A 26,426-nucleotide genomic window follows, 5' to 3' on the forward strand; every position below is an offset into this window, starting at 1 on the left:
CCGGAAGTTGATCAGGAAATCAAAACAGAAAAGGGCGGAAAAGGGCAGTCAAAGGCGAAGATTGTCACCTTTGATACAGCGCGTAACGACCCCAAAGCAGCAAAGAGGCAGCAATCGTGACACAAACACACATCAATGGCAGCGGAACCGTCGGGGTCATCGGGCTTGGAAATATGGGACTTGGTATGGCGCGCACACTTTTACGCGAGGGCCAAGCTGTAACCGGGTTTGACCTTTCCGTCGAACGCCAGGCGGATGCTGCGCGCGATGGTGTGACCATCGTTGCCACCCAACAGGAACTTTTTAGCGCCTGTGAGACCATCATTCTTTCCTTGCCGACAGCACGCCACGTGCAAACCGTTTTGACCGGGGATAATGGCCTTGCATCTTGTGATCTTGCGCCGCGCCTGATCATTGATACGACAACGTCTGAACCCGATGTGACCCGCGAACTTGACGCGGCTTTGCGTGTGATCGGTCATGTCCTGATTGATGCGCCGGTCAGTGGTGGCCCCGCTGGTGCCAATAGTGGGCAACTGACCATGATGGTTGGCGGCGATGATGCCGGTTTTGCCAAAGCGATGCCGATCCTTTCAGTTCTGGGCGGCAAGATTACCCATGTTGGCCCGGTGGGGGCCGGTCACGCCGTCAAGATTATCAACAACATGCTTGTTGCGACCCATCTTTTGACCATGCGCGAAGCAGTCGCACTGGGCAAGGCGGCCGGGGTGGATACCAACTACCTGATCTCCGCACTTAATGCCGGTTCAGGGCGCAGTGCTGTTAGCGAAGTCAATTATCCGAAATGGGTTCTTTCCGGGCAGTTTGACAGTGGCTTTACCATGGGGTTGATGCGCAAGGACATGCGCCTTGCCATGGCCTTGGCATCGCAAAAGGATGTGGCGCTCCCGGTCAGTCAACTGGCCGGACAGATTTGGCAGGACAGCGCAGCGGCGCTTTCCGATGACATGGATTTCAATCGCATCACCGAATTGACTGCAAACACCAACACCGCCAAGGCAGGAGAATGACAATGAGCAGCGCAGATACCCTCATGGCCCGTGACTATGCAAAGGCCATGGCACCGTTCTTTGCGGATGGTGTTGTTGGCAGTTGGGTCAATGGTGCGATCATGCCGGGCACAGGTGATGATGTCCAATTGATCGATCCTGCAACCGGCAAGGCTTTCTTGTCCTTCAGGGATGCAGGTGGCGATGTCGTGGATGCAGCTATGAAGGCGGCGGTTGCCGGACAGCGTGTCTGGTGGGCGATGACGGCAGCGGAACGTGGTCGTATTCTCTGGAAAATTGGTGCCCAGGTCCGTGATCATCTTGAACAGCTGGCACTTCTGGAATGCGTTTCTGCCGGTAAGCCGATCCGTGATACGCGGGTCGAGGTGCTTAAAGTCGCCGAGATGTTTGAATATTATGCCGGTTGGGCGGACAAGCTTCATGGCGATGTTATCCCGGTGCCGACCAGCCATCTGAACTATACCCGTCCCGAGCCATATGGCGTTGTTACGCAAATAACGCCCTGGAACGCGCCGGTCTTCACGGCCGGTTGGCAGTTGGCCCCGGCCTTGTGTGCGGGCAATGCGGCGGTTCTCAAACCGTCGGAAATGACGCCGCTGACCTCTGTTGCGCTTGGCGTTTTGTCGAAAAAGGCAGGTTTGCCTGACGGGGTGATTTCGGTGCTGGCAGGATTGGGCCATACCACGGGTGTTGCGGCGACAACCCATGACGCCACCCGCAAGGTCGTCTTCGTCGGGTCGCCAAAAACCGGTTCTGTGATCGCGGCCCAAGCCGCCCAGAATATCGTGCCGTGTGTTCTTGAGCTTGGCGGGAAATCGGCAAACATCGTGTTCGAAGATGCCGATCTTAAGCGTGCCGTGACTGGCGCGCAGGCCGCGATCTTTAGCGGAGCCGGGCAAAGCTGTGTTGCCGGTTCGCGCCTGTTGGTCCAGCGTTCCGTGTTGGATCAGTTCCAGGAAATGCTGGTTACGGGTGCCAATCATATTCCGGTGGGCGATCCGCTTGATACCGCAACCCAGATTGGCCCGATCAACAATGATGCCCAGTATCAGACGGTAAATCGCCTGATTGCGGCGGGGCGTGCCGAAGGGGCCCAAATTCTTGCAGGTGGTGTCCGCCCGGATGGGGTGGCTTGTGCTGATGGGTATTTCTTGCGTCCGACGGTTCTTGGCAATGTCCGCAACGATATGTCGATTGCGCGTGACGAAATCTTTGGCCCGGTTGTTTCTGTCATTCCGTTTGAGGACGAGGCCGAAGCCATTGCCATCGCCAATGACAGCAAATTTGGTCTGGCCGGTGCGGTGTGGACCGGTGCGGTGGATCGTGCGCACCGGGTGGCCGCCAATGTGCGGGCCGGGACGTTCTGGATTAACAGCTATAAGACCATCAATGTCATGTCGCCATTTGGCGGGTTTGGACATAGTGGCTATGGCCGATCCAGCGGCAAGGAAGGCTTGATGGAATATATGCAGCCCAAAAGTGTCTGGACCGAAACCGCGGCAAATCCGCCGGTTGCTTTTGGCTATGCGCCAGAATGATCAAATGACCAAGTGATCAAATCATCAGACTAAATAATAAGGGCCGCAAAAAGCGGCCCTTATTTGTATGAGGAAAGCCAAAAAGGCTTACATGTTCGGGTAGTTAGGTCCGCCGCCGCCTTCGGGCACGACCCAAACGATGTTCTGGGTCGGGTCCTTGATGTCGCAGGTTTTGCAATGCACGCAGTTCTGGGCATTGATCTGCAGGCGCTTGCCACCATTGTCTTCGTCTTCGACGAATTCATAAACACCGGCCGGGCAGAAACGTGCCTCGGGCCCGTCATAGACGGCAAGGTTGGTGCTTACCGGAACACTTGCATCTTTCAGCGTCAGGTGGATCGGCTGATCTTCGCTGTGGTTGGTGTTCGACAGGAAGACCGACGACAGCTTGTCGAAGCTGATTTTGCCATCCGGTTTCGGATAGTCGATCTTTGGCATTTCTGCTGCTGGCTTCAGGCATGTATGGTCTGCATGGTTTTTGAAGGTCCATGGTGCTTTGCCGCCGAACAGATAGGTATCAACCGCACTGTAAGCCATACCACCCCAGAAGCCCCACTTGGCGAAGCTCGGTCGGATGTTACGGACCTTGTGCAGTTCCGGATAGACCCAGCTGTCTTTCAGGCGCTGCGGGTAGCTTTCCATCTTTGCCGGAACTTCATCGGCCGTCAGGGCCTCAAACGCGGCCTCGGCGGCCAGCATGCCGGTCTTCATCGCGGTGTGCGAACCCTTGATCTTCGGCACGTTCATGAAGCCTGCCGAACAGCCGATCAGGCAACCGCCTGGGAAGACAAGATCGGGGATCGACTGGAAACCGCCTTCGTTCAGCGCACGTGCGCCATACGAGATGCGACGACCGTTTTCGAAGATCTTGCGGATTTCCGGATGCGTCTTGAAGCGCTGGAATTCATCAAACGGGCTGAGATGCGGGTTTTCGTAATCAAGACCGATGACGAAACCGACAACCACCTGATTGTTATCAAGGTGATAGAGGAACGACCCGCCATAGGTGTCCTTATCAAGCGGCCAGCCAACGGTGTGCTGGATCAGGCCTTCCTTGTGGACTTCGGGATCAACTTCCCAAAGTTCCTTGATGCCGATGCCATAGGTTTGCGGATCGGAACTTTTGCGCAGATCAAATTTCTTGATCAGCTGTTCGGACAACGAACCACGGCACCCTTCGGCAAAGAAGGTGTATTTGGCATGCAGTTCCATACCCGGTTCATGGTTCGGACCCGGCGTGCCATCGCGTTGCAGGCCCATATCACCGGTGGCGATACCCTTGACCGATCCGTCTTCGTTAAACAGAACTTCGGCGGCGGCAAAGCCCGGATAAACTTCAACACCAAGGGCCTCGGCCTGTTCGCCAAGCCAGCGGCAGACATTGCCAAGGCTTACGATATAGTTGCCCTTGTTGTGCATCTGCGGCGGGGTTGGCAGCTTTTTCGCGCCAGTTTCGCTCAGCATCATGAACTGGTCGTCGCCAGCCGGCACGTTCAGCGGTGCGCCGCGTTCTTTCCAGTCCGGGAAAAGTTCATTGATCGAGCGCGGCTCCATCACGGCCCCTGAAAGGGTGTGTGCGCCGACCTCGGAACCTTTTTCAACCACACAGACGGTGATTTCTTTTTCCTGTTCCTGGGCGAGTTGCATCAGCTTGATGGCCGCTGACAGACCGGATACACCGGCGCCAACAACGACCACGTCAAATTCCATGGATTCCCGTTCCATTTGGCCTCTCTCCTTTGGCTGGCGACCGTATCGAACTGTTTCCGTTCGTTGGCCGTGAGCCGGTATTCACCGTTCAGAGTCTCGCCCAAGCCCTGAATTCTCTCATAATTCTCTATGAATACAGCTATACCGATCATGGGATCAGTTGACAATCCATAGTCACGAACGGTGTCGCGTTTGTACTCTGGCACAAAGGACCCAAAATCGTATAAGGTCGTCCCAAGCAGCAGCCGCGATGCCGTTCGCGGTGCAACATACATCGCCTTAGTGTAGATGAGCAAACCAATTACAGACTTTGATGTAAATAATCTTGACCCGTTCGAGGCCCTTGTCTGGCAATTTGAAATGGGCGCGGACGAGGCCATTGCCGACGAGCCGCTTGACCGTTTCAAGGCGTCCGAAAGCCTGCGTCAGAACGCGGCGAACCGGGCGGGCTTTGGTGCGAATGCGGGCACCAACCAGCAGCGTCCGGCAGGGGCGTCGGCCCGTCCGGCACAGGCGGCAGGCAACGGCCCGGCACCAATGCCCGCTGGCGCGGATGGTGGGTTTTTACTGTCTGACACGCCGCATGAAGCACGCCAGTCCGCACGTGATGCGGCCGCCGCGGCAAACAGTCTTGAGGAACTCAAGGCGGCAATTGAAAAGTTTGAAGGCTGTGCCCTTAAGAAATCCGCCAGCAATACCGTTTTTGGCACCGGCAATGTCGAGGCCAAGCTGGTGCTGGTCGGCGAAGCGCCAGGTGCCGAAGAGGACCGTCAGGGACTGCCGTTCGTCGGACCAAGTGGCAAGTTGCTTGATGCCATGTTGCGATCCATCGGCTTGGCGCGTGAAGAAGTTTACATCACCAATATCCTGCCATGGCGGCCACCGGGAAACCGCCAGCCGACCACAGCCGAAGTGGCAGTTTGTGAACCGTTTGTGCGCCGACATCTTGAGCTGATTGGGCCCAAGGTTGTGGTGTGTCTTGGCGGCAGTTCGGCCAAAACCCTGATGGAAGAAGATCGCGGCATCACGCGTTTGCGCGGCACCTGGAAGGAAGTTTCCTTTGCCGATGGCAAAAAGGCCGACCTGACCGCGATGTTCCATCCGGCTTATCTTCTGCGCACCCCGGAACAGAAACGCCTTGCATGGCGTGATTTGCGCGCGATCGCACAAAAGCTTTAAGGAATTGGCGATAAACTGACTGTATGCATGGGAGATATGCATGCGTTCGGGGTGCGTATTCTGGAGTGCGCCAAGTGCTTGATTCCAGATAAATGATTTCGCGGTTTGGCCATTTGCTGCTATAAGGGACGCCGTTGCACAAGGGGGAACACCGCAGGCAACGGGTTGCGAGACCAAACTGCTTCGGGATAAACACGCGGCTTGAAAACAAGTCTCGTTGGGGAAACTAATTTTGATCGAAGCAATAAGAACACGCCTGCCGGGTGTCAAAAGCACCTTAAGGCAGGGCCTATTCTTCGCGTTTCTTGGCACCATGACCATCATGGGGGCCACGTCACCTGTTGTTGCCAGCACGCAGGAACAGGCGGCCCTTGGCAGCCCGGTTCTGGATGATGCGCTTTCGACCGTAATCCCCAAGCCACTTTCCGAACGTGACGCCGAACTTTACGAACAGATTTTTGCCGTTCAGGAACAGGGCCGTTGGCAAGATGCCGACCGCCTGATTTCGCGCCTGTCTGATGATGTCCTGATGGGGCACGTGATGGCGCAGCGTTATCTGCATCCGACGGCCTACCGTTCGCGTTACAAGGAACTAAAAGACTGGCTTGCCAGCTATGCCGATCATCCGCAGGCACCGCGCATCTACAAACTTGCGCTGACACGTCGCGGATCGGCCAATTATCCGAAAAAGCCTGTGGGCAGCTATGTTTCGGGTGCCGGTTATGATTACGAGAACATCACGCCCTATTATCACAAGTCGTCCAAGAAGCTCTCGTCCAAGCAACGTTCTCGCGTCGCGACCCTGAAAAGTCGTATTCGCCACCGCATCGGCAGCGGCTGGCCGACCGGCGCGCTGGAAGTTCTTGAAAGTGACGAGGCACAGCGTCTTTTTGATGCCTATGAGCAGGACCATGCTAAGGCGGCAATTGCATCGGGTTACTATTACTTTGGCAAACCGGACCTTGCGTTGAAATATGCCGGTGAAGCGGCAAAGCGTTCGGGCAAGTACCTGCCGCAGGCGCATTGGACGGCGGGCCTGACCGCCTGGCGTCTGGGCAAGATGGATGAATCGCACGCCCATTTCGCAGCGCTGAGCACCAACAAATATGCATCCAGCTGGACCCGGACCGCCGGTGCGTTCTGGGCGGGGCGTATTGATCTGGCCGCAGGCCGGTTCGAAGAGGCCGATGCCATGTTGAACCGCGCGGCGGAATATCCGCGTTCGTTCTATGGTCAGTTGGCAATGCGCGCACTTGGCCGTGATGATGTCTTTGACTGGGACAGCCTGGAACTTGATGAAAACCGTGCCAACAAGCTGAAGCTTGATCCGCATGGGCGTCGTGCGCTTTCGCTGTTGCAGATCGGACAGCGCGATGAAGCCGAACGTGAATTGCGCAAGGCCGCGGCAAAAGATGATGACTCGCTGCGCCGTGCTGTTCTGGCCCTGACCGATACCGCGAATTTCGCATCACTTACCATGCGTCTTGGCAGTTATATCGCGCAAAAGACCGGTGATGTGTTTGTAAACGCGCTTTATCCGGTCCCGCCATGGGAGCCGGAAGGTGGTTACGAAGTTGACCGGGCGGTGATTTATGCCTTCATGCGCCAGGAATCAGGTTTCAACACCGACGCCCGCAGTCATGCCGGTGCACGTGGTTTGATGCAACTGATGCCGGCAACGGCAAGCTATATCGGCAATACCCGTTACCGGGGTGAAAAGCGTGCCGAGCTGTATCAGCCGGAAATCAACCTGTCGCTGGGGCAGAAATATGTTGATCACCTGCTTGAACAGAATGGCGTTGATAACGGCTTCTTGCAGTTGATGGCAGCCTATAATGGTGGTATTGGCAATCTTGGCCGCTGGCAGAAGGCGCTTAAGGACAATGTCGATCCGCTATATTTCATCGAAAGCATTCCGTCGCGTGAAACCCGACTGTTCATCGAACGCGTGATGGCAAACCTTTGGATGTATCGTTCACGGTTCGGTCAGGAAACGCCGTCGCTTGATCTTCTGGCGGCCGGTGAATGGCCAACCTATCAGCCGCAGGATCAGGAAAATGATCGCGGCCTGACAGCGCAGCGTTAAGCACAATCACCTGAGATGACAGCCAGCAACGGCGACACCCCGCAAAAGCATCCATCCAATGACAAGGACCGTCGCCCGGATCAGGGTACGGTCCTTGATCGTATCAAGATGCCGCCCATGAGCGGCGAAGAAGCTTTGCGACGGTTTAACGAGGGGCAATCATCGGCAAATGACGTCGGGAATGCGCCGCAGCCGGGCGAACTTGAAAACCTTCATCCGATCATCAAGCTGATGGCACTTGGCGGGACATTGGTTCTGATTGTCGCGGTGTTGCTTGGGGTGCTTTACCTGTTCGCAGCTTGATGCCGTTATCCAAGCTAGTCTGCGCTGATCACGGCATCGGCACTGGATTGCAGGGCCTTGATTTCGCTTTCGGTGGCATTGCCAAGCGGGTCGTCCTTGGGAAGGTCGCGGTAAAGGTCGCTAAGCACGCGAAGCGCCTGATCGGATTTGCCATTTTGTTTCAGCATCATGCCGTAATAGTAGCGCGCCAACAGATGGTTGGGCATTTGCCCGAGGGCATGAAGCACAAGATCGCGTGATGTACTGTCGATCTGGCCATCCTGGGCGGTGATGCGGGTATCGGCATATTCAATGGCAAGCAACGGATTGTGACCCGAAAGGGCATAGGCCTGCGCAAAGGCGGCAACGGCCCGTTCAATATTGCCAAGCCGGAGCGATCCACGCGCCAAGGCGACCCAGCCTTGAAGATTGCGCGGGTTTACCTCAAGCGAGACGACAATCTGATTAAGTAAGCGTCTGATCTGTTGATCGGTTTTGAAATCCGGGTCGGTGGCGTTATCGGCAACCGCCGCGGCGGCGGCCAGGTTGCGTTCACCGGCACGGTCTGCATAGGGCCGCGATGGCAGGGTCGGGCTGCCAATGATGGCATAAAGACCCAGTGCCGCGACGACCGGCAGCGCGGCAAACGTCACACGGCGCGCACGGGATCCGTGCCCATCGGATTTCGGCAGGCTTGCATAGAGTGCAGAACCCGCCAGAACTGCCAGAACCGTCAAGCCAACCCAGATCACGCGAAACCTCCGCCCGGTTGACGATATGTCAGGCGATCACGTTTCATCAGGACTTGCCGTCATCATTTGAAGTGCCAAGAAGTTCGTCCAGACGTTCCTGTTCGTCTTTTGACAGGGATGCCGATGCCGGGGAACCTTCGCGCTGCTTGCGGCGATAGAATGCAAAGACGGCCAGCAAGGCCAGCACCACCAGAACTGCCGGGCTTGCCCAAAGAATATAGGTTTCCGGTTTTAGCGGCGGGTTCAAAAGGACATAGTCGCCATAGCGCGCAACGATATAGTCAATGACCTCTTCATTATCGTCGCCGGCAACGAGGCGTTCACGCACCAGCACGCGCAGATCACGCGCCAGTTCGGCATCAGAATCATCAATCGACTGATTCTGACAGACAAGGCAGCGCAGTTCCTTGCTGATTTCGCGCGCGCGTTCTTCAAGAACCGGGTTGGACAGCATTTCATCGGGGTTGACCGCAAATGCCGGGTTCGATGCAATGACCGGAACCAGAATGGCAAGTGCGCCAAAAACAAGTTTAAAGCGGCTTATCATCCCTTTAACTCCGCGATTTTCGGCAGCAGTACCTTTTCAAGGACTTCGACCGTAACCGGCCCGACATGCTTGTATCTGATTTGGCCAGTACCATCGATGATGAAGGTCTCCGGCACGCCATAAACGCCAAAGTCAATACCGGTCCGGCCCGACAGATCCATGCCGACAGCGGCATAGGGATCGCCAAGTTCGACCAGCCATTTCACGCCGTCTTCGGGATCCTTTTCCTTGTAATTCAGGCCATAGACCGGAACGTCGGCTTCGCGTGACAGGCGTTTGATCAGCGGATGTTCTGCGCGGCACGGGACGCACCAGCTTGCAAAGACGTTCAGAACCGATACCTCGCCCGTGGTCAGATCGGCACGCGACAGGCCCTTGTCCCGTCCCGGTAGTGGTGGCAGCGAGAATTCCGGTGCCGGTTTATCGATCAGGACTGATGGCACAACGGATGCATCCTTGTCGATGTTTAACAAGAACACCCCGGCCAGTGCGGCAAACAAAACCAGCGGAATGACAGCGATCGAAAATCTCATGAAGCGGGAACTCCAGTCTTCTTGAAGCGCAGGATTACGCGCGTGAGGATGCTGAAACATCCACCGATCAACATCAATAACATGCCACCCCAGACCCAGGGCATCATGGGCAAATAATGAACCGTTACCACCCTGCCGCCATCATCATCACGATCCCCGATCGAGACATGCAGATCGCCATCGCGACCATGCCAGATATCGGCTTCACGGGTTTCAACGCCACGGATCGGGTAATAGCGAATTTCAGGGAAAAGTTCTGTGACCGGCAGGGAATGGCGATACAGGATAAAGGTCGCCTGACGGGTGGCATAGTTTTCACCGGCCAGAAGCGAGACGCCTTCATATTGCAGGTTATAGGGGCCGGCCTGAATGCTTTGTCCGGCACGGGCAGAGACAACAACCTGTTCTTCCCAGATGCTGCTGGCCGATCCACCGGCAATCAGGATAGCAAGGCCGATATGGGAAAGGGTCATGCTGATATAGCGTGGCCCCAGAAGTTGCAGATTGCGATATTTGCTTTCGCCATATTCAGGGTGGCGCCAAAGCCGCGCCCACAGATCACTTAGCGACGCGGTCAGAACCCAACCGGCAAGACCGATACCGATCAGAGGTGCGGGTGACAGATCGATAAAGCGGATGGAAACGAACAGCACCGTGATGAGCGACAGGATGGCTGCAAGCTTCATGCGCCGCCCGATCATCCAGACTTCATCCTGTCGCCAGCGCAGTGCCGGGGCGAAGGCCATCAGAAACAGCAAGGGCAGAACAATCGGGATCAGAGCTTTGACATAGAACGGCGCACCGACCGTGATCGGATCGCCCGTAATCCATTGCAAAACCAGTGGATAAATCGTTCCGATCAGTACGACGGCAGCAACCAGCGACAGCATCACGCTGTTGAGGAACATCGCACTTTCGCGCGAAATGACATCAAAACCGCGACCATCGCCCATCTTATCGACAGATCGCCAAAACAGGTAATAGGCGACCGCAAACACCAGACAAAACGCAACCAGAAGTCCGGTACTGTCAACCGGCAGAAGCTGTGTTTCGGGCAGGGGCGCAAACAGATCTGATCGGGTCAGGTAAACTCCGAACCATCCCACCGCAAGCGTCGTGATGCCCAGAAAGGCTGTCCAGGCGCGCAGGGTTTCGGTTTTTTCCAGAACTGCCCGGCAATGCAAAAGGGCGGTTGCCAGCAACCATGGCAACAGAAGGCTGTTTTCCGCCGTGTCCCAGTACCACCAGCCACCCCATGCCTGTTCGCTATAGGAGCGATAGGCATTGATCGCAATTGCGGTGCCAAGGCAGACCCAGGAAATAATGGTCCAGGATCGCATTGTTTCGGCAAATCGGCGGTCAATCTTGCGGTCAAGCAACCCGGCCAGTGTCATGGCAAAGATACCGGCAAGGCCCGCCAGACCAAGATAAAGGAACGGTTCGCGCAGGACCTTAAGAAGGTCCTGGCTTTGCGGGTTCATGCCCCGACCATCAAGCGGCGCAACAGTGACGCGCAGGAACGGGTCGGCATCAATCAGTGTCACGACACCAAGAATTGTGATCAATGCGCCAAGAACGGAAAGGGCATTGCGCGCAAAGCGATCGGTACAGATGGCCGCAGAACTGCGCAGCTGAATGGCAATCAGAAGATTGACCAGTGAAAGGGCCAGAAGCCAGAGCAGCATGGCCCCGCCATCGGGGGTAAAGGCCGCCCCAATGCGATAAAGCAATGGTGTCGATGAATGACTGACATTCGAGACGATGGGCAGGGTGAAGTCACTGACGATAAAGGCATTAAGCAACGCCCCCTCGGCCAGAAGGCCAAGTAACAGAATGACCGCAGGCAAAAGAAACAGACTGGCCGGTTTTACCGTCGCCTGCCCGAAAGCACCGTTATTATCATCTTCATCGGAAAAGGCGGGGCTGGCTGCCGGTGTGGCAGAAGCCCGTTGCGGGGTGAGCATGCGCAACGATGCACGTAGCCAAAGCGGGCTGAACAGAACCGCCTGTCCAATTCCCGTGACCACCATCAGCAGCAGGGCAAAATGTCCTAACTCTGCAAACATGTGCGTCTATGACTTCCCCAATAGTTCCCCTGCGCCCTATTGCCCGATCGGTCGGGTACAGATCAAGGGGCAATGGTCGCGGCTATGTTTTTCTTGCGCGTATGGTCGGGCTTTATGGCGGCAGAATGTGGCTTAATTGCGCATTTGTTCGGCGTTCCTGGCTTCGATTTCTTCCCAATAGCCGCTTTTCTTAAGCGATTCGGCGACTTCAGGGGGCATGTAGTTTTCATCATGCTTGGCCAGAACTTCGGATGCGACAAAGGTGCCGTCGCTGTTCATATGGCCTTCGGCGACGACACCCTGACCTTCGCGAAACAGATCAGGCAAAATCCCGCGATATGAAACCGGCACACTTTCGGCCATGTCGGTAACGACGAAGGCAATGGTTTGTCCATCATCCTGTTTTGCCACCGACCCTTCAACCACAAGGCCGCCAATCCGCAAACGCTGATCGGGGTCAATCGGTGATTTTTCGGCGATTTCGGTCGGGCTGAAGAAGAACACCACCGAATCTTCAAATGCCGTCAGCATCAGGGCCGCAGCACTACCAACCGCGAGCAATATGGCCCCGATGACATACATGCGTTGGCGTTTACGGATTTTTGCGCGGGAAAGTGACACAGTCGTTCTCCGTTCAGGATGCCTGTTGGGTCTTTTTGGTTCGGCGGGGGCGCCGTGATTGCAAAACCGCTTCAAGCTGTTCGCGTTCGATCCGGCTGCTGCGTAAACCGCGTAGCGTTGCAATCAGCAAAACGATCATGGCAAGGGCAGTAACGCCGTAACTTGCCCAGATATAGCCGCCATAGCCGCCCATTGAGAAGAATTCACTCATTGCTTGGCCTCCGCATTGTGACCCGCTTCATAGGCTTGTTCTTTTGCCGATGCCGGGGTTTCGGGGTCTTCAAACATGCCTGACAAATGCAGGGCGCGAATGCGTCGTTCGTTCAGTTCCAGTCGAACCCGCAGGATCAGAACAACGAAGTAATAGCAGGTGAAACCAAGGATCATCAGGGCAAGTGGCAATTGCATGCTCGGATCGACGGCCGGGCCATCCATGCGCACGATCGAGGCTGGTTGATGCAGTGTATTCCACCAGTCGACCGAAAATTTGACAATTGGCACATTGACCGCACCGACAAGAGCCAGCGCCGATCCGGCCTTTGATCCGCGTTCCGGATCGTCAAATGCATTCACCAGCGCCATGTAACCGAGATACAGGAACAACAGGATCAGCATCGATGTCAGACGCGCATCCCACACCCACCAGGTGCCCCACATCGGTTCGCCCCACAGCGATCCGGTAATCAGGCAAAGGGCGGTAAAGGTCGCGCCAACCGGTGCAGTGGCGCGCGCGCAGATATCGGCCAACGGGTGTTTCCAGATCAGGCTCATCGCGCCGCAAATCGCCATACCGACATAGCAAAACAGCCCCATCCATGCGGCCGGGACATGGATATACATGATCCGCACGGTGTGGCCTTGCTGGTAATCAACCGGCGATCCGATCAGGGAAAAATAAAGGCCGGCCGCGATCATGACCACGGTCAGAGCCGACAGCCACGGCAGGATCGGGGCTGTAAATTTCAAAAACACACTTGGTTTAGCAAAGCGATGCATTTTTCTTATCCTTGGTGCGGAAATCCGCAAAGGGTCATCCCGTCTCGTCGTCTTGTTGTTTTATTCCATGGCCTGGCGTACGGCATGGGCGGTGGCAAAGGGTGCGGCTGCCAATGTCAAAAGCAGGATGGCGGCCATGATCTGTAATTGTGCGGTCGCCGAAATTCCAAGCAGGGCGGCCTCAACTGCACCGGCACCGAATATCAGTACCGGAATATATAGTGGTAAAACTAGAAGTGATACAAGAACTCCGCCACGTCGCGCGCCAAGTATGAGTGCTGCGCCAATCGCCCCGATCAGGCTCAGTGCCGGTGTGCCAAGCAGCATGGCGATCATTAGGGTGACAAAACCGTCCTGATCCATATTGAGCATCACCGCCATCAGGGGGGCCGCAATAATCAACGGAAGCCCGGTCGTCAGCCAATGCGCAAGCACCTTGCCCAGGATCAGAAGTTCGAGTGACACTGGCGATAGTGTCAGAAGTTCAAGCGTTCCATCCTCGTAATCGGCCTGAAACACGCGTTCGAGTGACAGCATGGCTGCCAGCAGGGCCGAGACCCAGATCACCCCCGATGCGATACGTGCCAGAATATTGACTTCCGGCCCGACACCGAACGGGAACAGGGTGGTGGTGACGATAAAGAACGCCACGACCATCACAGAATCCGCACCCTGGCGCAGGGCTAGGCGCAAATCGCGTTGCAGGATGGCCACAAAACCGTTCATTGCGCGGCCTCCTGCGATGAAGCTGCACGCTTTGTCGGGGCCATGTCTTCGAGGTCGTCCTGTTCGGCCAGCCATTCGACCATCGGGATGGCGAAGTCATCAAGATCAAGGATGGTCGGGTTTTCGACATCAAGATCGATATGGGTTGAATAGACAACAATGCCACCGCGGCCGCGAAATTCGGTGATCAGTTGGGCCAGCTCGGCACAGCTTTCGCGGTCCAGCCCGACGGTGGGTTCATCTAACAACCAAAGATCGCTGTGCCCGATCAGAACGCGGGCAAGGGCGGTGCGCCGTTTCTGGCCACTTGAAAGATACCGACCGGTGACCCGTGCCAGATGATGGATTTGAAGTGCGGTTAACGCCCGGTCAATCGCCGGTTCAAGATCACGCACGCCACGCAATTGGCCCCACAAACGCAAATTATCACGCACCGTCAGAACCGGTTTGATCGCATCCTGATGCCCCAGATAATGGGTGCGCGCATGATGGGCTGAACGATCCTCTGCGATGTTTTCACCGTTCCAGCGAAGATCGCCAGAACGCGGTGCCACAAGGCCTGCCATCAGGCGCAAAAGGCTTGATTTCCCAGCACCATTTCGACCGCGCAGCATCACGGCATCACCGGATTTGGCCGAAAAGGACAGGCCGCCAAATACCAGTCTTTCGCCACGGAGGCAGGTCAGATCAGAACCGCTAAAATCAGCCATATAACCCGTTAGATTGTCTGAAATTCATTCTGTAACACGTCATGATATAACGCGTTACAGCGTATTATTCATGCAATAACCGACAATCGACTGGTTGGCATTGTTTCAAATCAATCCAAACTCACGATCCAACAGGGAATCAGTCGTCGAAACGGACCATGGATGCACCGATGATGGGGCCGCCACGCCCGTTCTGGATCAGGATGGCGATCCCCCCGTCATAGGCGGCTTTCATGGTAAACGGGATTTTCTGCTGACTGCTGCCATCCCATTGGCCAAGGCTGATCATATCGCGCACGACATTGGCATTCACCAGTCGCTTGCCTGCGTTTTCGCCTGAAAGCACATCGCGCTGATGTTCGCGATCAAAGCCGATCAACCAGACCTGTGAAATCTGTCCCGGGTTTGGTTTGCCAACACCGTGCAAGGAAACAGTGCCCTTTGCCGGAAGCGTGTGATCAATGGTGCCTAGATGGATATCCGCAAGATCGCGTAACGGGGCAACCGTGGTACTGGTGGTTTCGATCTGTTGTCTGGCGGTGGCGCGTACCACGTGATCACCATTGATGATGACCTGCGGGGTATAGACATAACGTTCACGCATGCGATTGGCATAGTCGCGTTGACGTTCGCTGTATCGGGCGTCGGAGAACGGATCTTCCCACCCAAGATAGTTCCAGTAATCAACGTGGTAGGACAGTAACAGCAGGTCATCATGCTGATCTGCCAGATCATGCAGGACCTGGTCGGCGGGCGGGCAGGAGTTGCATCCTTGGGACGTGTAAAGTTCGACGACCGCGCGCGGCAAAACACTTTCAGCAGCCCTTGCGGGTGAAGATACGGCCATGAGCAACAGTGCAAGCGCACTTGAAAGGGGGCGAGGGTTTTTCATGACACTGATCATGCCTGAAAACCACCATCACCGACCAATCACAAGGCCTTGAAATCAGCAGTAGGTGTAAAGTGGAAGATATTTGCGCGTTTGCGTGGATCTTTGAAAGGAGATTTCCAAAGATTGATGCTATGAGCTGCGGACCAATCGGAACCAGTTCTAGGGAGCTGTCCATTGCAAAGGAACAAATGACCTTTGCGTTAAATGAAAAATGCGGAACTGATCTGCTGGTGGGAGCTTAATCTGGCAAGATCGGTCCAATACGAGGTTTGCAAGCGAATGATGAAACGCGAACACTGGGGCTCACGCCTTGGATTTATTCTGGCGGCCGCCGGGTCGGCTGTCGGATTGGGGAACATCTGGAAATTCCCGTATATGGCTGGCGAGAATGGCGGTGGCGCATTCTTGGTGATCTATCTTGCGCTGGTCTTTACCATCGGTATTTCGGTCATGCTGGCCGAATTCGTGATCGGCCGTATGTCGGAAAAGAACGCGATTGGCGCATTTGCCAAACTCAAGGGTGGGCTTTGGCCGATCGTTGGTTTGTTTGGCGTTGCTGCCGCCTTCATGATTTTGTCGTTTTATTCGGTGGTTGCCGGCTGGACACTGTCCTACATGATCAAGGCCGTCACCGGGGCGCTTTCGATCGAAGATCCGGCAGCCCTTGGCGATATCTTTGGCAGCTTCATCAGTGATACGACCTCGCCGTTGATTTTCCACGCGATCTTCATGGCGCTGACCATTTTTGTCGTGCTTTCCGGTGTTGGTGCCGGTATTGAGCGCGCGTCGAAAATCCTGATGCCAGCACTGTTTGCGCTTTTGATCGTTCTGATCGTACGTTCGGTTACGCTTCCAGGGGGCATGGAAGGTGTGGCCTTCCTGCTGTCGCCGGACTTTTCGAAAGTGACCTGGGCAACGGTTTCGGATGCGCTGTCACAGGCCTTCTTCTCGTTGTCGCTCGGGATGGGGGCAATGATCACTTATGGCTCCTACCTTGCGAAGAAAGAAAACCTTCCGGGCTCTGCCGGTTGGGTCACCCTGCTGGACTCGGCTGTTGCCGTTCTGGCTGGTCTTCTTGTTCTTCCGGCGGTGTTTGCCTTCGGTTTTGATCCGAGTGCCGGTCCGGGCCTGACCTTTATCACGCTGCCAGCTGTGTTCGCCCAGATGCCGTTTGGTTCGTTCTTTGCCTTCCTGTTCTTCCTGTTGCTGGCGATTGCGGCTTTGACCTCTGCGGTTTCGATCCTTGAAGTGGTTGTTGCCTATTTCGTCGATGATCGTGGGATCAATCGCAAAACGGCGGCAGTGGTTCTTGGTTTCGTGATCTTCCTGCTTGGTATTCCGTCGTCGCTTTCGATGGGGGTCATGGCGGATGTCGAAATCCTGTGGGGCAAGAACTTCTTTGACCTTATGGACTTTGTCAGCTCAAGCCTGCTTTTGCCGATTGGCGGTTTGTTGATCTCGTTGTTTGTTGGCTGGATCGTTTGGGGCAAGGCCCAGGAAGAAATCGCAGCACATAACGGAATTGTACCGGTATGGATCGGTGCGTGGGGCTTGATCGTCAAGTTCGTCGCACCGCTGGCGATTGCCTTTATCCTGCTTAAAGGGCTTGGCGTTTTCTAAGTCAGACTTGCCGATAGGCATATGCGAAAGGGCGGGGAATTTCCCCGCCCTTTTTTGTCGTTTGCCGTTCGTTTTGGTTCTAGAGGGCGGCTTCCTTGGCAAGCTTGGAAACAGATTCTGCACTCATCGGTTGACCCAGCAGATACCCCTGGATCAAGTCACATCCGGCCTTGCGCAGCACGTCAAGCTGATGCTGGTTTTCGACGCCTTCGGCAACGCAGGTTTTGCCGAGGTTACGCGCCATGTTGATGATCGTAATTGGCAAGGTTTCACCATCCGGGCCGTCTTCGATGTCCCAGACAAAACTGCGATCAAGTTTGATCACATCAAAGGGCAATGTGCGCAGATAACTCAGGCTCGAAAAGCCGGTCCCGAAATCATCAAGCGCGATGCGCACGCCAAGATCACGCAGGCGCTGCAATTTGGTCCGCATATCGTCGATATTGCGCATGAACAGGCTTTCGGTGACTTCGATTTCCAACCGGTCGGCGGCGACACCCTTGTCAACGATGATGGCGCGAAGCTGTTCGGCAAAATCCATCGATCCATAGAACTGCTGAACTGACACATTCACCGCCAGGCGAAGGTTATGTAAGCCTTCCTGACGCCAGGCAACCAATTGCTTGCAGGCGGTGCGAATGACCCAGCGGCCCAGTTCGCCAATCACGCCCATTTCCTCGGCAATCGGGATGAAGGTCGAGGGCGGAATGGTTTTGCCATCGGCCGTCGTCCAGCGCAGCAATGCCTCGACCCCGGCAATTTCGCCGGTTTTCGCATCAAATTGCGGCTGATAGACAAGATGGAGTTCTTCATTGTCGATCGCGCGGCGCAAGGCAGTTTCAAGGGCAAGGTCCGCCCCCTTTTGACTGTGCAGATTGACGCTGTAAAGTCCGACCCGGTTGCGTCCCTGTTCCTTGGCCTGAGCCATTGCCAGTTCGGCACAGCGAATGATGTTGCTGGTGTCATTGGCATCTTCGGGGAAGGACGCAATGCCAATACTTGCCGAAAGATAGACGTCTTCGCCCTTTCGAGTCAGATGGGCTTTGCCAAGGCGCATCAGAAGACTTTCTGCGATCCCGACGGCTTCCTGTTCGGTGTTCACATTTGGCAGGATTGCGGCGAATTCGTCGGCACCGATACGGGCGATTACAGCATCCTGACCAAGTTCACGGCTGATGCGGCGTGATACTTCGACCAGTACATCGTCCCCGATATTATGGCCAAGGGCACTATTGACGCGCTGGAAGTTGTCGATATCAAGCATGGCAACCGTCAGCGGGCGTCCAACCCGACGGGCGCGACCGATATGAAGCGACAAAAGTTCCGAAAACCGGCGGCGGTTTGGCATGCCGGTCAACTCATCTGTAAAGGCAATCCGCAAGACATCTTCGCGGTTTTTTTCACGTCCACTGATGTCGGTGAAGATCGAAGCGTAGTGGGTGATTGTGCCTTCGCCATCCCGAACCGCCATGATCGAAAGCCATTCGGCATAAATCTCGCCCGACTTGCGCCGGTTCCAGATTTCGCCTTCCCATTTTCCGGTGCGTGCCAAATCTGCCCAGAGTTTGGCATAAAAAGCCTTGTTCTGGCGTCCGGACTTCAAAATCGCCGGTGTCTTGCCGATTACTTCCTCGGCCTGATAACCGGTTACGCGCGTGAAGGCCGGATTGACGGCCTCGATCTCGGACTGCGCATTGCAGATCATCACACAGTCCGGGGAATTTTCGATCAGCTTGTTGGCAAGGGCCAGGGATTGGCGCGCCTTGGTAATTTCGCTACCACTGTCTTCGGCCAGACTGCTTAGATGGATCAGGTAATCCTGTTCGATAAATTCAAGCAGATCGGCAAATGACAAAACCCCGATGGTTTCGCCGTTGTGGTTATGAACCACAAGATGACGGAAATTGTCGCGCATCATCATTCTGCGCGCGTCATCAAGGTTCATGTCCTGACGAATGAAGGTTACCGGGCGGGTGGCAATATCACCCGCAGTCAGGTTTTCATGTTCTTCCGCCAGATGGCGCAAGATATCACGTTCGGTGATGATGCCGGTTTGCAGTTCTGCCGGTTGGTCGTCGGCGAAACCGGAAATGATCGCGCTGTCGCATTTTTCCGAATGCATGCGCTGACGCAGTTCCCAGACCCGAATGTCCTTATGGGCAAACACGGTGGATTGGCGAACCGCATCGGCAACATCGTTGGCAATGAACGGCTTTTTGTCACCGACATGACGGATGAGGTCGGTCTGGCTGATGATCCCGACAAGGCAGCCATCCGCATCAATGGTGACAAGATGGCGCACGCCACGATCGCGCATGCGCACGATTGCCGATTGCGGGGTGGCATGGACCGAAATGGTATGTACCGGTTGGGACATACGCGTTGAAACCGGTTCAGAAAGGGCGGCCATGGTTGACGGTGGCAACGATAGCAAATCGTGCTCGGTCAGAATTCCCACAGGCTTGTTGTCCACCACAATAATGACGGAGCTGCTGTTGGCCTTGCGCATTTTGGCCGTGGCGTCACCGAGGGACGTTTGCGGTGTGCAGCTTAAAACTGTTCCGGGGGAAAGTGTGCCGACCGTCAGACCAAACGGGCGTCCATCGGAGGATGTGGGGCGTATCATGCGCGTTTGCTCTGTTCGACTGATCTTTTTCGGTTTTATTCTTAAGGGTGAGACGAAGGCGCCATTCCTAGCAGGTTCGGCGTACTTGAGAATTGTTCTGGATCAAGTCAGGGGCGTTCAATTGAACGCCGCCCAGTAAAATTCGGTACAAACAAGAACACCCCACCGGAAAACCGGTGGGGTGTCAATGTGTAAGCCAAAGATTTCAGATTGAAATCAGGCAGCTTTCATCATGTTACGCAGAACGAACTGCAGGATGCCGCCGTTCTGGTAGTAGAGAACTTCGTTCTCGGTATCGATACGGCAGGTAACAACGATTTCCTCGGTGCTGCCATCTTTGCGCGTGATGCGAACCGTAACGTCCTGAAGCGGGTTGATGCCATCACCGATGCCAAGGACATCAAAGGTTTCCGAACCGTCCAGCTTGTAGGTCGCACGACCTTCGCCGTTCTTGAACTGCAACGGCAGAACGCCCATGCAGACCAGGTTGGTACGGTGGATACGCTCGAAGCTTTCCGCGATCACAGCTTTGACGCCAAGCAGGTTGGTGCCTTTTGCTGCCCAGTCACGCGAAGAACCGGTGCCGTATTCCTTACCAGCGATGACAACAAGCGGGGTGCCTTCGGCCTGATAACGCATTGCGACGTCATAGACCCAGCCCTGTTCGCCCGACGGATAATGAACCGATACACCACCTTCGGTGCCCGGTGCCATTTCGTTACGGATACGAATGTTGGCAAAGGTACCGCGCATCATGACTTCGTGGTTACCACGACGTGCGCCATAGGAGTTGAAGTCACGAACAGCAACGCCGTGCGCCTTGAGGTATTCACCTGCCGGGCTTTCTTCCTTGATCGAACCGGCCGGGGAAATGTGGTCGGTGGTGACAGAGTCACCCAGGATCAGGAGCGGACGTGCGCCATGAACTTCAGAGAAGTCACCCGGCTCTTTCGCCATGTCGACGAAGTAAGGCGGGTTCTGAACGTAGGTGGACTTGCCATCCCACGCGAAGGTCTCGCCTTCGGTGACTTCGATTTCCTGCCACGGTTTCGGACCGGCAAAGATGTTGTCGTAACGATCTTTGTACATGGACGCCGAGATCGAGGACGCGATGGTGTCAGCGATCTCTTTGTTGGTCGGCCAGATGTCTTTCATGAAGACGTCTTTACCGTTTTTGTCCTTACCGATCGGATCTTTGTTCAGATCGATCTTCAGGTTACCGGCAAGCGCATAGGCAACAACCAGCGGCGGGGAGGCAAGGTAGTTTGCCTTGACCTGCGGGCTGATACGGCCTTCGAAGTTACGGTTACCCGACAGAACGGCGGTGACGAGCATGTCGTTACCATCGATCGCGTCGATGATCGGTGCTGCCAGCGGACCGGAGTTACCGATACACGTGGTGCAACCGAAACCGGCCACGTTAAAGCCAAGCTGATCCAGGTAATCCTGAAGGCCTGCTTTTTCGAGGTAGTCGGCAACAACCAGCGAACCCGGTGCGAGCGAGGTTTTCACCCACGGCTTGCTCTGAAGGCCGAGTTCGACAGCTTTTTTCGCCAGAAGACCTGCTGCGATCAAAACGCTCGGGTTCGAGGTGTTGGTGCAAGAGGTAATCGCAGCGATGACGACGTTACCGTCTTTCATTTCGAAGTTTTCGTTCGAAACCGGAACAGAACGATCAGCATCAACACCCGGTGCCATGTCGGCAAAGGTTTTGGTGAAGCTCGAAACGGCATCTTTCAGCAGAACACGGTCCTGCGGACGCTTCGGACCCGAAAGGGCCGGCTCGACGGTCGAGATGTCAAGTTCAAGCGTTGCAGTGTATTCGGCTTCATGTGCCGGGTCGCGCCACATGCCCTGTTCTTTGGCATATGCTTCAACCAGTGCAATCTGGTCTTCGTCACGGCCGGTCGAACGCATGTAGTTGAGCGTTTCGTCATCGATCGGGAAGAAGCCACAGGTCGCACCATATTCCGGTGCCATGTTACCGATGGTCGCACGATCCGGAAGACTCATGTGGTCAAGCGCATCGCCATAGAATTCTACGAATTTGCCAACAACGCCTTTTTCACGCAGCATCTGAACGACGCGCAGAACAAGGTCAGTTGCGGTGATGCCTTCTTTCATGGAACCGGTCAGCTTGAAGCCGACAACTTCCGGGATCAGCATCGAGATCGGCTGACCAAGCATTGCTGCTTCGGCTTCCAGACCGCCAACACCCCAACCGAGAACAGCAAGGCCGTTCACCATGGTGGTGTGAGAGTCGGTACCAACCAGCGTGTCCGGATAGGCAACGGTTTTGCCGTCTTCGTCCTTGCCGGTCCAGACGACCTTTGCAAGATGTTCGACGTTGACCTGATGGCAGATACCAGCCCCCGGCGGAACAATGCGGAAGTTGTTAAACGCATTCTGGCCCCAACGCAGGAACTCGTAACGTTCGCCGTTACGTTCGAACTCGACTTCCATGTTCTTGTCGAGTGCGTCGTCGGTGCCGAAGAAGTCGATCATGACCGAGTGGTCAATGACGAGGTCAACCGGTGAAAGCGGGTTCACCTTCTGGGCGTCGCCGCCCATCTTCACGACAGCATCGCGCATCGCGGCAAGGTCAACAACGGCGGGAACGCCGGTGAAGTCCTGCATCAGAACGCGGGCCGGACGATAGTTGATTTCGTGGCTGCTCTTGCGCTCTTTGAGCCAGTCAACAACAGCTTTGACATCGTCGGTTTTAACGGTGAAATCGTCTTCGAAACGCAGAAGGTTCTCAAGAACGACTTTCAGCGTGAAGGGAAGTTTTGAAACGTCGCCGAATTTCTCGGAAGCAACTTTGAGGCTGTAATAGTCGACGGACTTGTCCCCGACTTTCAGCGTGCGGCGCGTTTTCAGGTTGTCTTTGCCACAAATGGACATCAGACCCTCCTCAAGGTGGTTAAAAGGGCTTGTCGTGACAAGACACCCCGACCGTCGGAGCGCCGAGCGGTGGGCTATCTGTGTTGCGTGACGCGGGTCACGGCTACATATCTATGTGCAACGGGGTTACACCACAATTCCCTTTGAAAGTCCAGACCCCGTAAAGGGGTATTGGTGAAAACCCGTTGATCACAGCATGTTGGCAAAGCCCAACAAGCAGTCAAAAGGCTTTAGACGATATGTGTCATGGCTTTTGGCCTTTCAATAGGACGGGCAAAACACGGAGTCTGTTTTTTCCTGACATGGTTATAGAGCCGTCGGCATTCGCGGCAATGAATGTGGTCGTGGGGCGCAGGGGCCGGTCGCCTGGAACGACGACTCCGCACCGGAGTCGGGGCGGCGGGTTCGGATTTGCGTGCAAAGCGGCATGTTCCCAATGCGCGCGAATTGTGCGGTGCATGATTGCGAAAGATTTTTGCATTGCGATGTTTTTGCGCGCCGTCTGCGACCCGCAACCTGAGATAACGCTACGTAATCAAGGGTAGAGCGGTCGGTGTATTCTGTCGTCAAATAATTGTGCGGTGCGAATTTGTACAAAAGTCCCAACCCCTTGAGAATCATTGCATTGACGCAATATGCTGAAATTGGTACTTAAATGCCTATTAAATGTGTCAAGCCCGGTTTCCGTAAGGTCAGGGTCATAAAATAAACCGACACATCATCAGGGAAACTGAACAGCGGTTTGCAAATTTTCACGCGAAAGAACCCGAAATGCGGTTCTGCGGCATTTGCGGCCCAAGTCAGGGAGGAATGCGACGGCATGACGTCACAGAGTCCTATTTTAGAGATTAGCGACGTGTCGCTTGTTTTCGGCGGCGTGCGTGCGCTGAGTGATGTCAGCTTCTCCGTTCAGCCGGGCGAGCTTTTCTCGATTATTGGCCCGAACGGTGCCGGTAAGACATCCATGCTGAACTGCGTTTCGGGGCGTTATACGCCAACGACCGGTTCGGTATCTTTCAAGGGCAAGGATGTTACCGGGCTCAAGCCGAATGATCGTGCCGAACTTGGTATCGGGCGTACGTTCCAGAACCTCGCACTTTTCGGGCACATGAATGTGCTTGATAACATCATGGTCGGGCGTCACCACCTGCTTAAAAACAACTTTCTGAACGGGCCGCTTTACTGGTTTGGTGGCGCGCAGAAAGAAGAGCTCGACCATCGTCGCTTCTGCGAAGACGTCATCGACTTCCTTGAAATTTCCCATATCCGCAAGGCGACCGCCGGCACGCTTTCCTATGGTTTGCGCAAACGGGTTGAGCTTGCGCGTGCTGTTGCGTTGCGTCCGGACCTGATCCTGCTTGATGAGCCGATGGCGGGCATGAACCTCGAAGAAAAAGAGGACATGGCGCGCTTTATCATCGACCTCAATGAAGAGTGGGGCATGACCGTTGTCATGATCGAACACGACATGGGGGTGGTCATGGATATTTCCAACCGCGTGATGGTCCTTGATTTCGGTCGCAAGATTGCCGAAGGCCTGCCTGAAGAGGTGATGGCCAACAAGCATGTCAAGAAAGCCTATCTCGGCGAAGAAGACGACGACACGGACGAAGACGAGCAGGTGGCCTGATCATGAGCAGCAATATCCCGGAATATGCCGACGTTCAGTCGCTTGATAGCTTCCCGAAAGTACTAGCTTATAATGCGCGCAACTGGCCCAAAGAAGTCGCCATGCGCGAAAAGGAATTCGGCATCTGGCAGGAATTCACCTGGCAGGATTATAACGACCGCGTCAAATGGATGGCACTTGGCATGCGCGCCCTTGGCCTTGGGCAGGGCGATGTTGTTGGGATCATCGGCGAAAACCGTCCGGAATGGGTTTGGGCCGAAATTGCGGCGCATGCACTGCGCGGTATGTCGGTTGGTCTTTATCAGGACAGCCTGCACGAAGAAGTCGCCTATCTGATTACCTATTCAGGCGCGCGCATCCTGATCGCCGAAGACGAGGAACAGTGTGACAAGCTGCTTGAGCTTGGCGAAGACATCCCGACTGTCGACCACATCGTTTATTGTGACCCGCGCGGGATGCGCAAATACGACGATCCGCGTTTGCTGGATGTCGAAAAGCTTTATGAACTGGGCCGCGAGCTGGAGGCAAAAAATCCGGGCATTTATGACCAGATGGTTGCCGACACCCGTGGCGATGAATGTGCCATTCTGTGCACCACCTCGGGTACAACGTCCAAGCCGAAGATGGCGATGCTCAATTCCGGTGATTTCCTTGATCACTGTGCCGCTTACCTTCGCGCTGACCCGAAATATCCGGGTGACAATTATGTCTCGGTCCTGCCATTGCCGTGGATTATGGAGCAGGTCTATGTCGTTGGTCAGTCGCTGATCAGCCGCCAGATCGTCAATTTCGTCGAAGAGCAGGAAACCATGATGGCCGACCTGCGCGAAATTGGTCCGAACTTCGTCCTTCTTGCACCGCGCGTTTGGGAAACCATCGCGGCCGATGTCCGCGCACGGATGATGGATTCCACACCGTTCAAGCAAAAGATGTTTGATTTCGGCATGGCATTGGCGCGCACCGCGATGGATGCCGGTGGTCATTCGAAAATGGCCGATGTGATCCTGATGAATGCGCTGAAAGATCGTCTTGGATTTTCCAATCTGCGTTCCGCCGCGACGGGTGGTGCCGCAATTGGTCCGGAAACCTTCAGGTTCTTCCACGCGATGGGCGTACCGCTTCGCCAGCTTTATGGTCAGACCGAACTGTGCGGCGCCTACACCATCCATCAGCCGGGCGATATTGATTTCGATACGGTCGGCGTTGCCTTTGATAATTCCGAGATCAAAGTGATCAACACCGACGAAAATGGTGTCGGCGAAATCGTTGCACGCACGTCGGGCATGTTTACCGGATACTTCAAAAATCAGGCCGCCTATGACGAAGATGTCCGGGATGGCTGGATGCATACCGGGGATGCCGGTTACTTCAAGGACGAGAACAAGCACCTTGTGGTGATTGACCGTATGAAGGATCTGGCGGAAACCTCGACCGGGGTGCGTTATTCGCCGCAGTTTATTGAAAACAAACTGAAATTCTCGCCCTTCATTGCCGAGGCCGTGATCCTTGGCAAGGGCCTGCCGTTCCTGTCGACCATGATCTGTATTCGTTACTCGATCATGGCGAAATGGGCCGAGCAACGCGGGATTGCCTTTACCAACTACACCAACCTGTCAGCCCAGCCGCAGGTCTATGACATGATCACCGAGGAAATCCGGGAAGTGAACAAGACACTTCCGGAAGCCCAGCGGATCAAGCGGTTCCTTCTTCTTTACAAGGAACTGGATGCCGATGACGGCGAACTGACCCGCACACGCAAAGTGCGCCGTGGTGTGGTTGCCGAGAAATATGCCGACATCATCGATGCGGTTTATGCCGGCAATGACAAGGTTGATATCGACACCATGATCACCTTCCAGGACGGGTCCAAAACCCGCATCCAGACGAGTGTGAAGGTCGTTGATCTTGATAATGACAAGGCCGCACAGACGGCCCCGAAAGCCGCCGAATAAGGCAGCAGCATAACTGTGGCCCCGG

At 55.3% G+C, this 26,426-nt stretch carries 21 protein-coding genes; 8 read left to right on the plus strand and 13 right to left on the minus strand.

Annotated features, from left to right (window positions below):
- Positions 1–116: 116 nt before the first annotated feature.
- Together AC5Q5A_RS03455 and AC5Q5A_RS03460 are read left to right on the plus strand one after the other, a co-directional pair.
- The gene (locus AC5Q5A_RS03455) at positions 117–1,031 is read left to right on the plus strand and encodes an NAD(P)-dependent oxidoreductase (protein WP_493894342.1); all 915 of its coding nucleotides are present in this window, start codon (positions 117–119) and stop codon (positions 1,029–1,031) included.
- Between the two features lie 2 nt (positions 1,032–1,033).
- Positions 1,034–2,569 carry an aldehyde dehydrogenase family protein gene (locus AC5Q5A_RS03460; RefSeq protein WP_493894343.1) on the plus strand — a complete coding sequence of 512 codons (1,536 nt, stop codon included), beginning with the start codon at positions 1,034–1,036 and terminating at the stop codon, positions 2,567–2,569.
- 87 nt (positions 2,570–2,656) lie between these two features.
- Here the strand turns inward: AC5Q5A_RS03460 and AC5Q5A_RS03465 are convergent, their stop codons facing one another.
- Positions 2,657–4,294 carry an electron transfer flavoprotein-ubiquinone oxidoreductase gene (locus AC5Q5A_RS03465; RefSeq protein ID WP_493894344.1) on the minus strand — a complete coding sequence of 546 codons (1,638 nt, stop codon included), beginning with the start codon at positions 4,292–4,294 and terminating at the stop codon, positions 2,657–2,659.
- Between the two features lie 273 nt (positions 4,295–4,567).
- Here AC5Q5A_RS03465 and AC5Q5A_RS03470 point away from each other — a divergent pair, with 273 nt between their 5' ends.
- The 3 genes from AC5Q5A_RS03470 to AC5Q5A_RS03480 all read left to right on the plus strand — a co-directional run bounded on the left by AC5Q5A_RS03470 (position 4,568) and on the right by AC5Q5A_RS03480 (position 7,847).
- Positions 4,568–5,458, plus strand: a complete 891-nt coding sequence (locus tag AC5Q5A_RS03470; protein WP_493894345.1) for a uracil-DNA glycosylase — start codon at positions 4,568–4,570, stop codon at positions 5,456–5,458.
- Between the two features lie 232 nt (positions 5,459–5,690).
- Positions 5,691–7,544, plus strand: a complete 1,854-nt coding sequence (locus AC5Q5A_RS03475; protein ID WP_493894346.1) for a lytic transglycosylase domain-containing protein — start codon at positions 5,691–5,693, stop codon at positions 7,542–7,544.
- 15 nt (positions 7,545–7,559) lie between these two features.
- On the plus strand, positions 7,560–7,847 hold the full coding sequence (locus tag AC5Q5A_RS03480) for a hypothetical protein (RefSeq protein WP_493894347.1): 288 nt from the start codon (positions 7,560–7,562) through the stop codon (positions 7,845–7,847).
- A gap of 14 nt (positions 7,848–7,861) precedes the next feature.
- On the opposite strand, the gene AC5Q5A_RS03485 is transcribed toward AC5Q5A_RS03480, so the two are convergent.
- The 10 genes from AC5Q5A_RS03485 to AC5Q5A_RS03530 form a co-directional block, all read right to left on the minus strand.
- Positions 7,862–8,578 carry a tetratricopeptide repeat protein gene (locus AC5Q5A_RS03485; protein ID WP_286792903.1) on the minus strand — a complete coding sequence of 239 codons (717 nt, stop codon included), beginning with the start codon at positions 8,576–8,578 and terminating at the stop codon, positions 7,862–7,864.
- Positions 8,579–8,624: 46 nt separating this feature from the next.
- Complete coding sequence (locus tag AC5Q5A_RS03490) at positions 8,625–9,125, minus strand: cytochrome c-type biogenesis protein (RefSeq protein ID WP_008889222.1); 501 nt, start codon at positions 9,123–9,125, stop codon at positions 8,625–8,627.
- Complete coding sequence (locus AC5Q5A_RS03495) at positions 9,122–9,658, minus strand: DsbE family thiol:disulfide interchange protein (RefSeq protein ID WP_493894348.1); 537 nt, start codon at positions 9,656–9,658, stop codon at positions 9,122–9,124. The genes AC5Q5A_RS03490 and AC5Q5A_RS03495 overlap by 4 nt, the downstream gene beginning before the upstream one ends.
- A complete protein-coding gene (locus AC5Q5A_RS03500; protein ID WP_493894349.1) occupies positions 9,655–11,724 on the minus strand; it encodes a heme lyase CcmF/NrfE family subunit in 2,070 nt (689 codons plus the stop codon). Before AC5Q5A_RS03500 ends, AC5Q5A_RS03495 begins: the two co-directional genes overlap by 4 nt.
- Before the next feature lie 132 nt (positions 11,725–11,856).
- Positions 11,857–12,345 (minus strand): cytochrome c maturation protein CcmE, encoded by a 489-nt coding sequence (gene ccmE, locus AC5Q5A_RS03505; protein WP_493894350.1) that lies wholly within the window; start codon positions 12,343–12,345, stop codon positions 11,857–11,859.
- A gap of 13 nt (positions 12,346–12,358) precedes the next feature.
- Positions 12,359–12,556, minus strand: coding sequence for a heme exporter protein CcmD (gene ccmD, locus AC5Q5A_RS03510; RefSeq protein ID WP_008889226.1), 198 nt, complete (start codon positions 12,554–12,556; stop codon positions 12,359–12,361).
- The gene (locus AC5Q5A_RS03515) at positions 12,553–13,341 is read right to left on the minus strand and encodes a heme ABC transporter permease (RefSeq protein WP_493894351.1); all 789 of its coding nucleotides are present in this window, start codon (positions 13,339–13,341) and stop codon (positions 12,553–12,555) included. Before AC5Q5A_RS03515 ends, ccmD begins: the two co-directional genes overlap by 4 nt.
- A gap of 60 nt (positions 13,342–13,401) precedes the next feature.
- Entirely contained in the window at positions 13,402–14,067 is a 666-nt protein-coding gene (gene ccmB, locus AC5Q5A_RS03520; protein WP_210514964.1) for a heme exporter protein CcmB, read from the minus strand.
- On the minus strand, positions 14,064–14,777 hold the full coding sequence (ccmA, locus tag AC5Q5A_RS03525) for a heme ABC exporter ATP-binding protein CcmA (RefSeq protein WP_493894352.1): 714 nt from the start codon (positions 14,775–14,777) through the stop codon (positions 14,064–14,066). Before ccmA ends, ccmB begins: the two co-directional genes overlap by 4 nt.
- Before the next feature lie 139 nt (positions 14,778–14,916).
- Positions 14,917–15,669, minus strand: a complete 753-nt coding sequence (locus AC5Q5A_RS03530; protein ID WP_493894353.1) for a DUF1223 domain-containing protein — start codon at positions 15,667–15,669, stop codon at positions 14,917–14,919.
- Between the two features lie 279 nt (positions 15,670–15,948).
- Here AC5Q5A_RS03530 and AC5Q5A_RS03535 point away from each other — a divergent pair, with 279 nt between their 5' ends.
- Positions 15,949–17,289 (plus strand): sodium-dependent transporter, encoded by a 1,341-nt coding sequence (locus AC5Q5A_RS03535; protein ID WP_338183850.1) that lies wholly within the window; start codon positions 15,949–15,951, stop codon positions 17,287–17,289.
- A gap of 79 nt (positions 17,290–17,368) precedes the next feature.
- Here AC5Q5A_RS03535 and AC5Q5A_RS03540 read toward each other — a convergent pair whose 3' ends face one another.
- On the minus strand, positions 17,369–19,915 hold the full coding sequence (locus tag AC5Q5A_RS03540; RefSeq protein ID WP_493894354.1) for an EAL domain-containing protein: 2,547 nt from the start codon (positions 19,913–19,915) through the stop codon (positions 17,369–17,371).
- 216 nt (positions 19,916–20,131) lie between these two features.
- Complete coding sequence (acnA, locus tag AC5Q5A_RS03545) at positions 20,132–22,819, minus strand: aconitate hydratase AcnA (RefSeq protein WP_493894355.1); 2,688 nt, start codon at positions 22,817–22,819, stop codon at positions 20,132–20,134.
- Positions 22,820–23,639: 820 nt separating this feature from the next.
- On the opposite strand from acnA, the gene AC5Q5A_RS03550 reads away from it, so the two are divergent.
- Complete coding sequence (locus tag AC5Q5A_RS03550; protein WP_040822694.1) at positions 23,640–24,449, plus strand: ABC transporter ATP-binding protein; 810 nt, start codon at positions 23,640–23,642, stop codon at positions 24,447–24,449.
- 2 nt (positions 24,450–24,451) lie between these two features.
- Positions 24,452–26,401 carry a long-chain fatty acid--CoA ligase gene (locus AC5Q5A_RS03555; RefSeq protein ID WP_063088589.1) on the plus strand — a complete coding sequence of 650 codons (1,950 nt, stop codon included), beginning with the start codon at positions 24,452–24,454 and terminating at the stop codon, positions 26,399–26,401.
- Positions 26,402–26,426: the final 25 nt, after the last annotated feature.

It is taken from the genome of Thalassospira sp. CA1 (assembly GCF_059052855.1).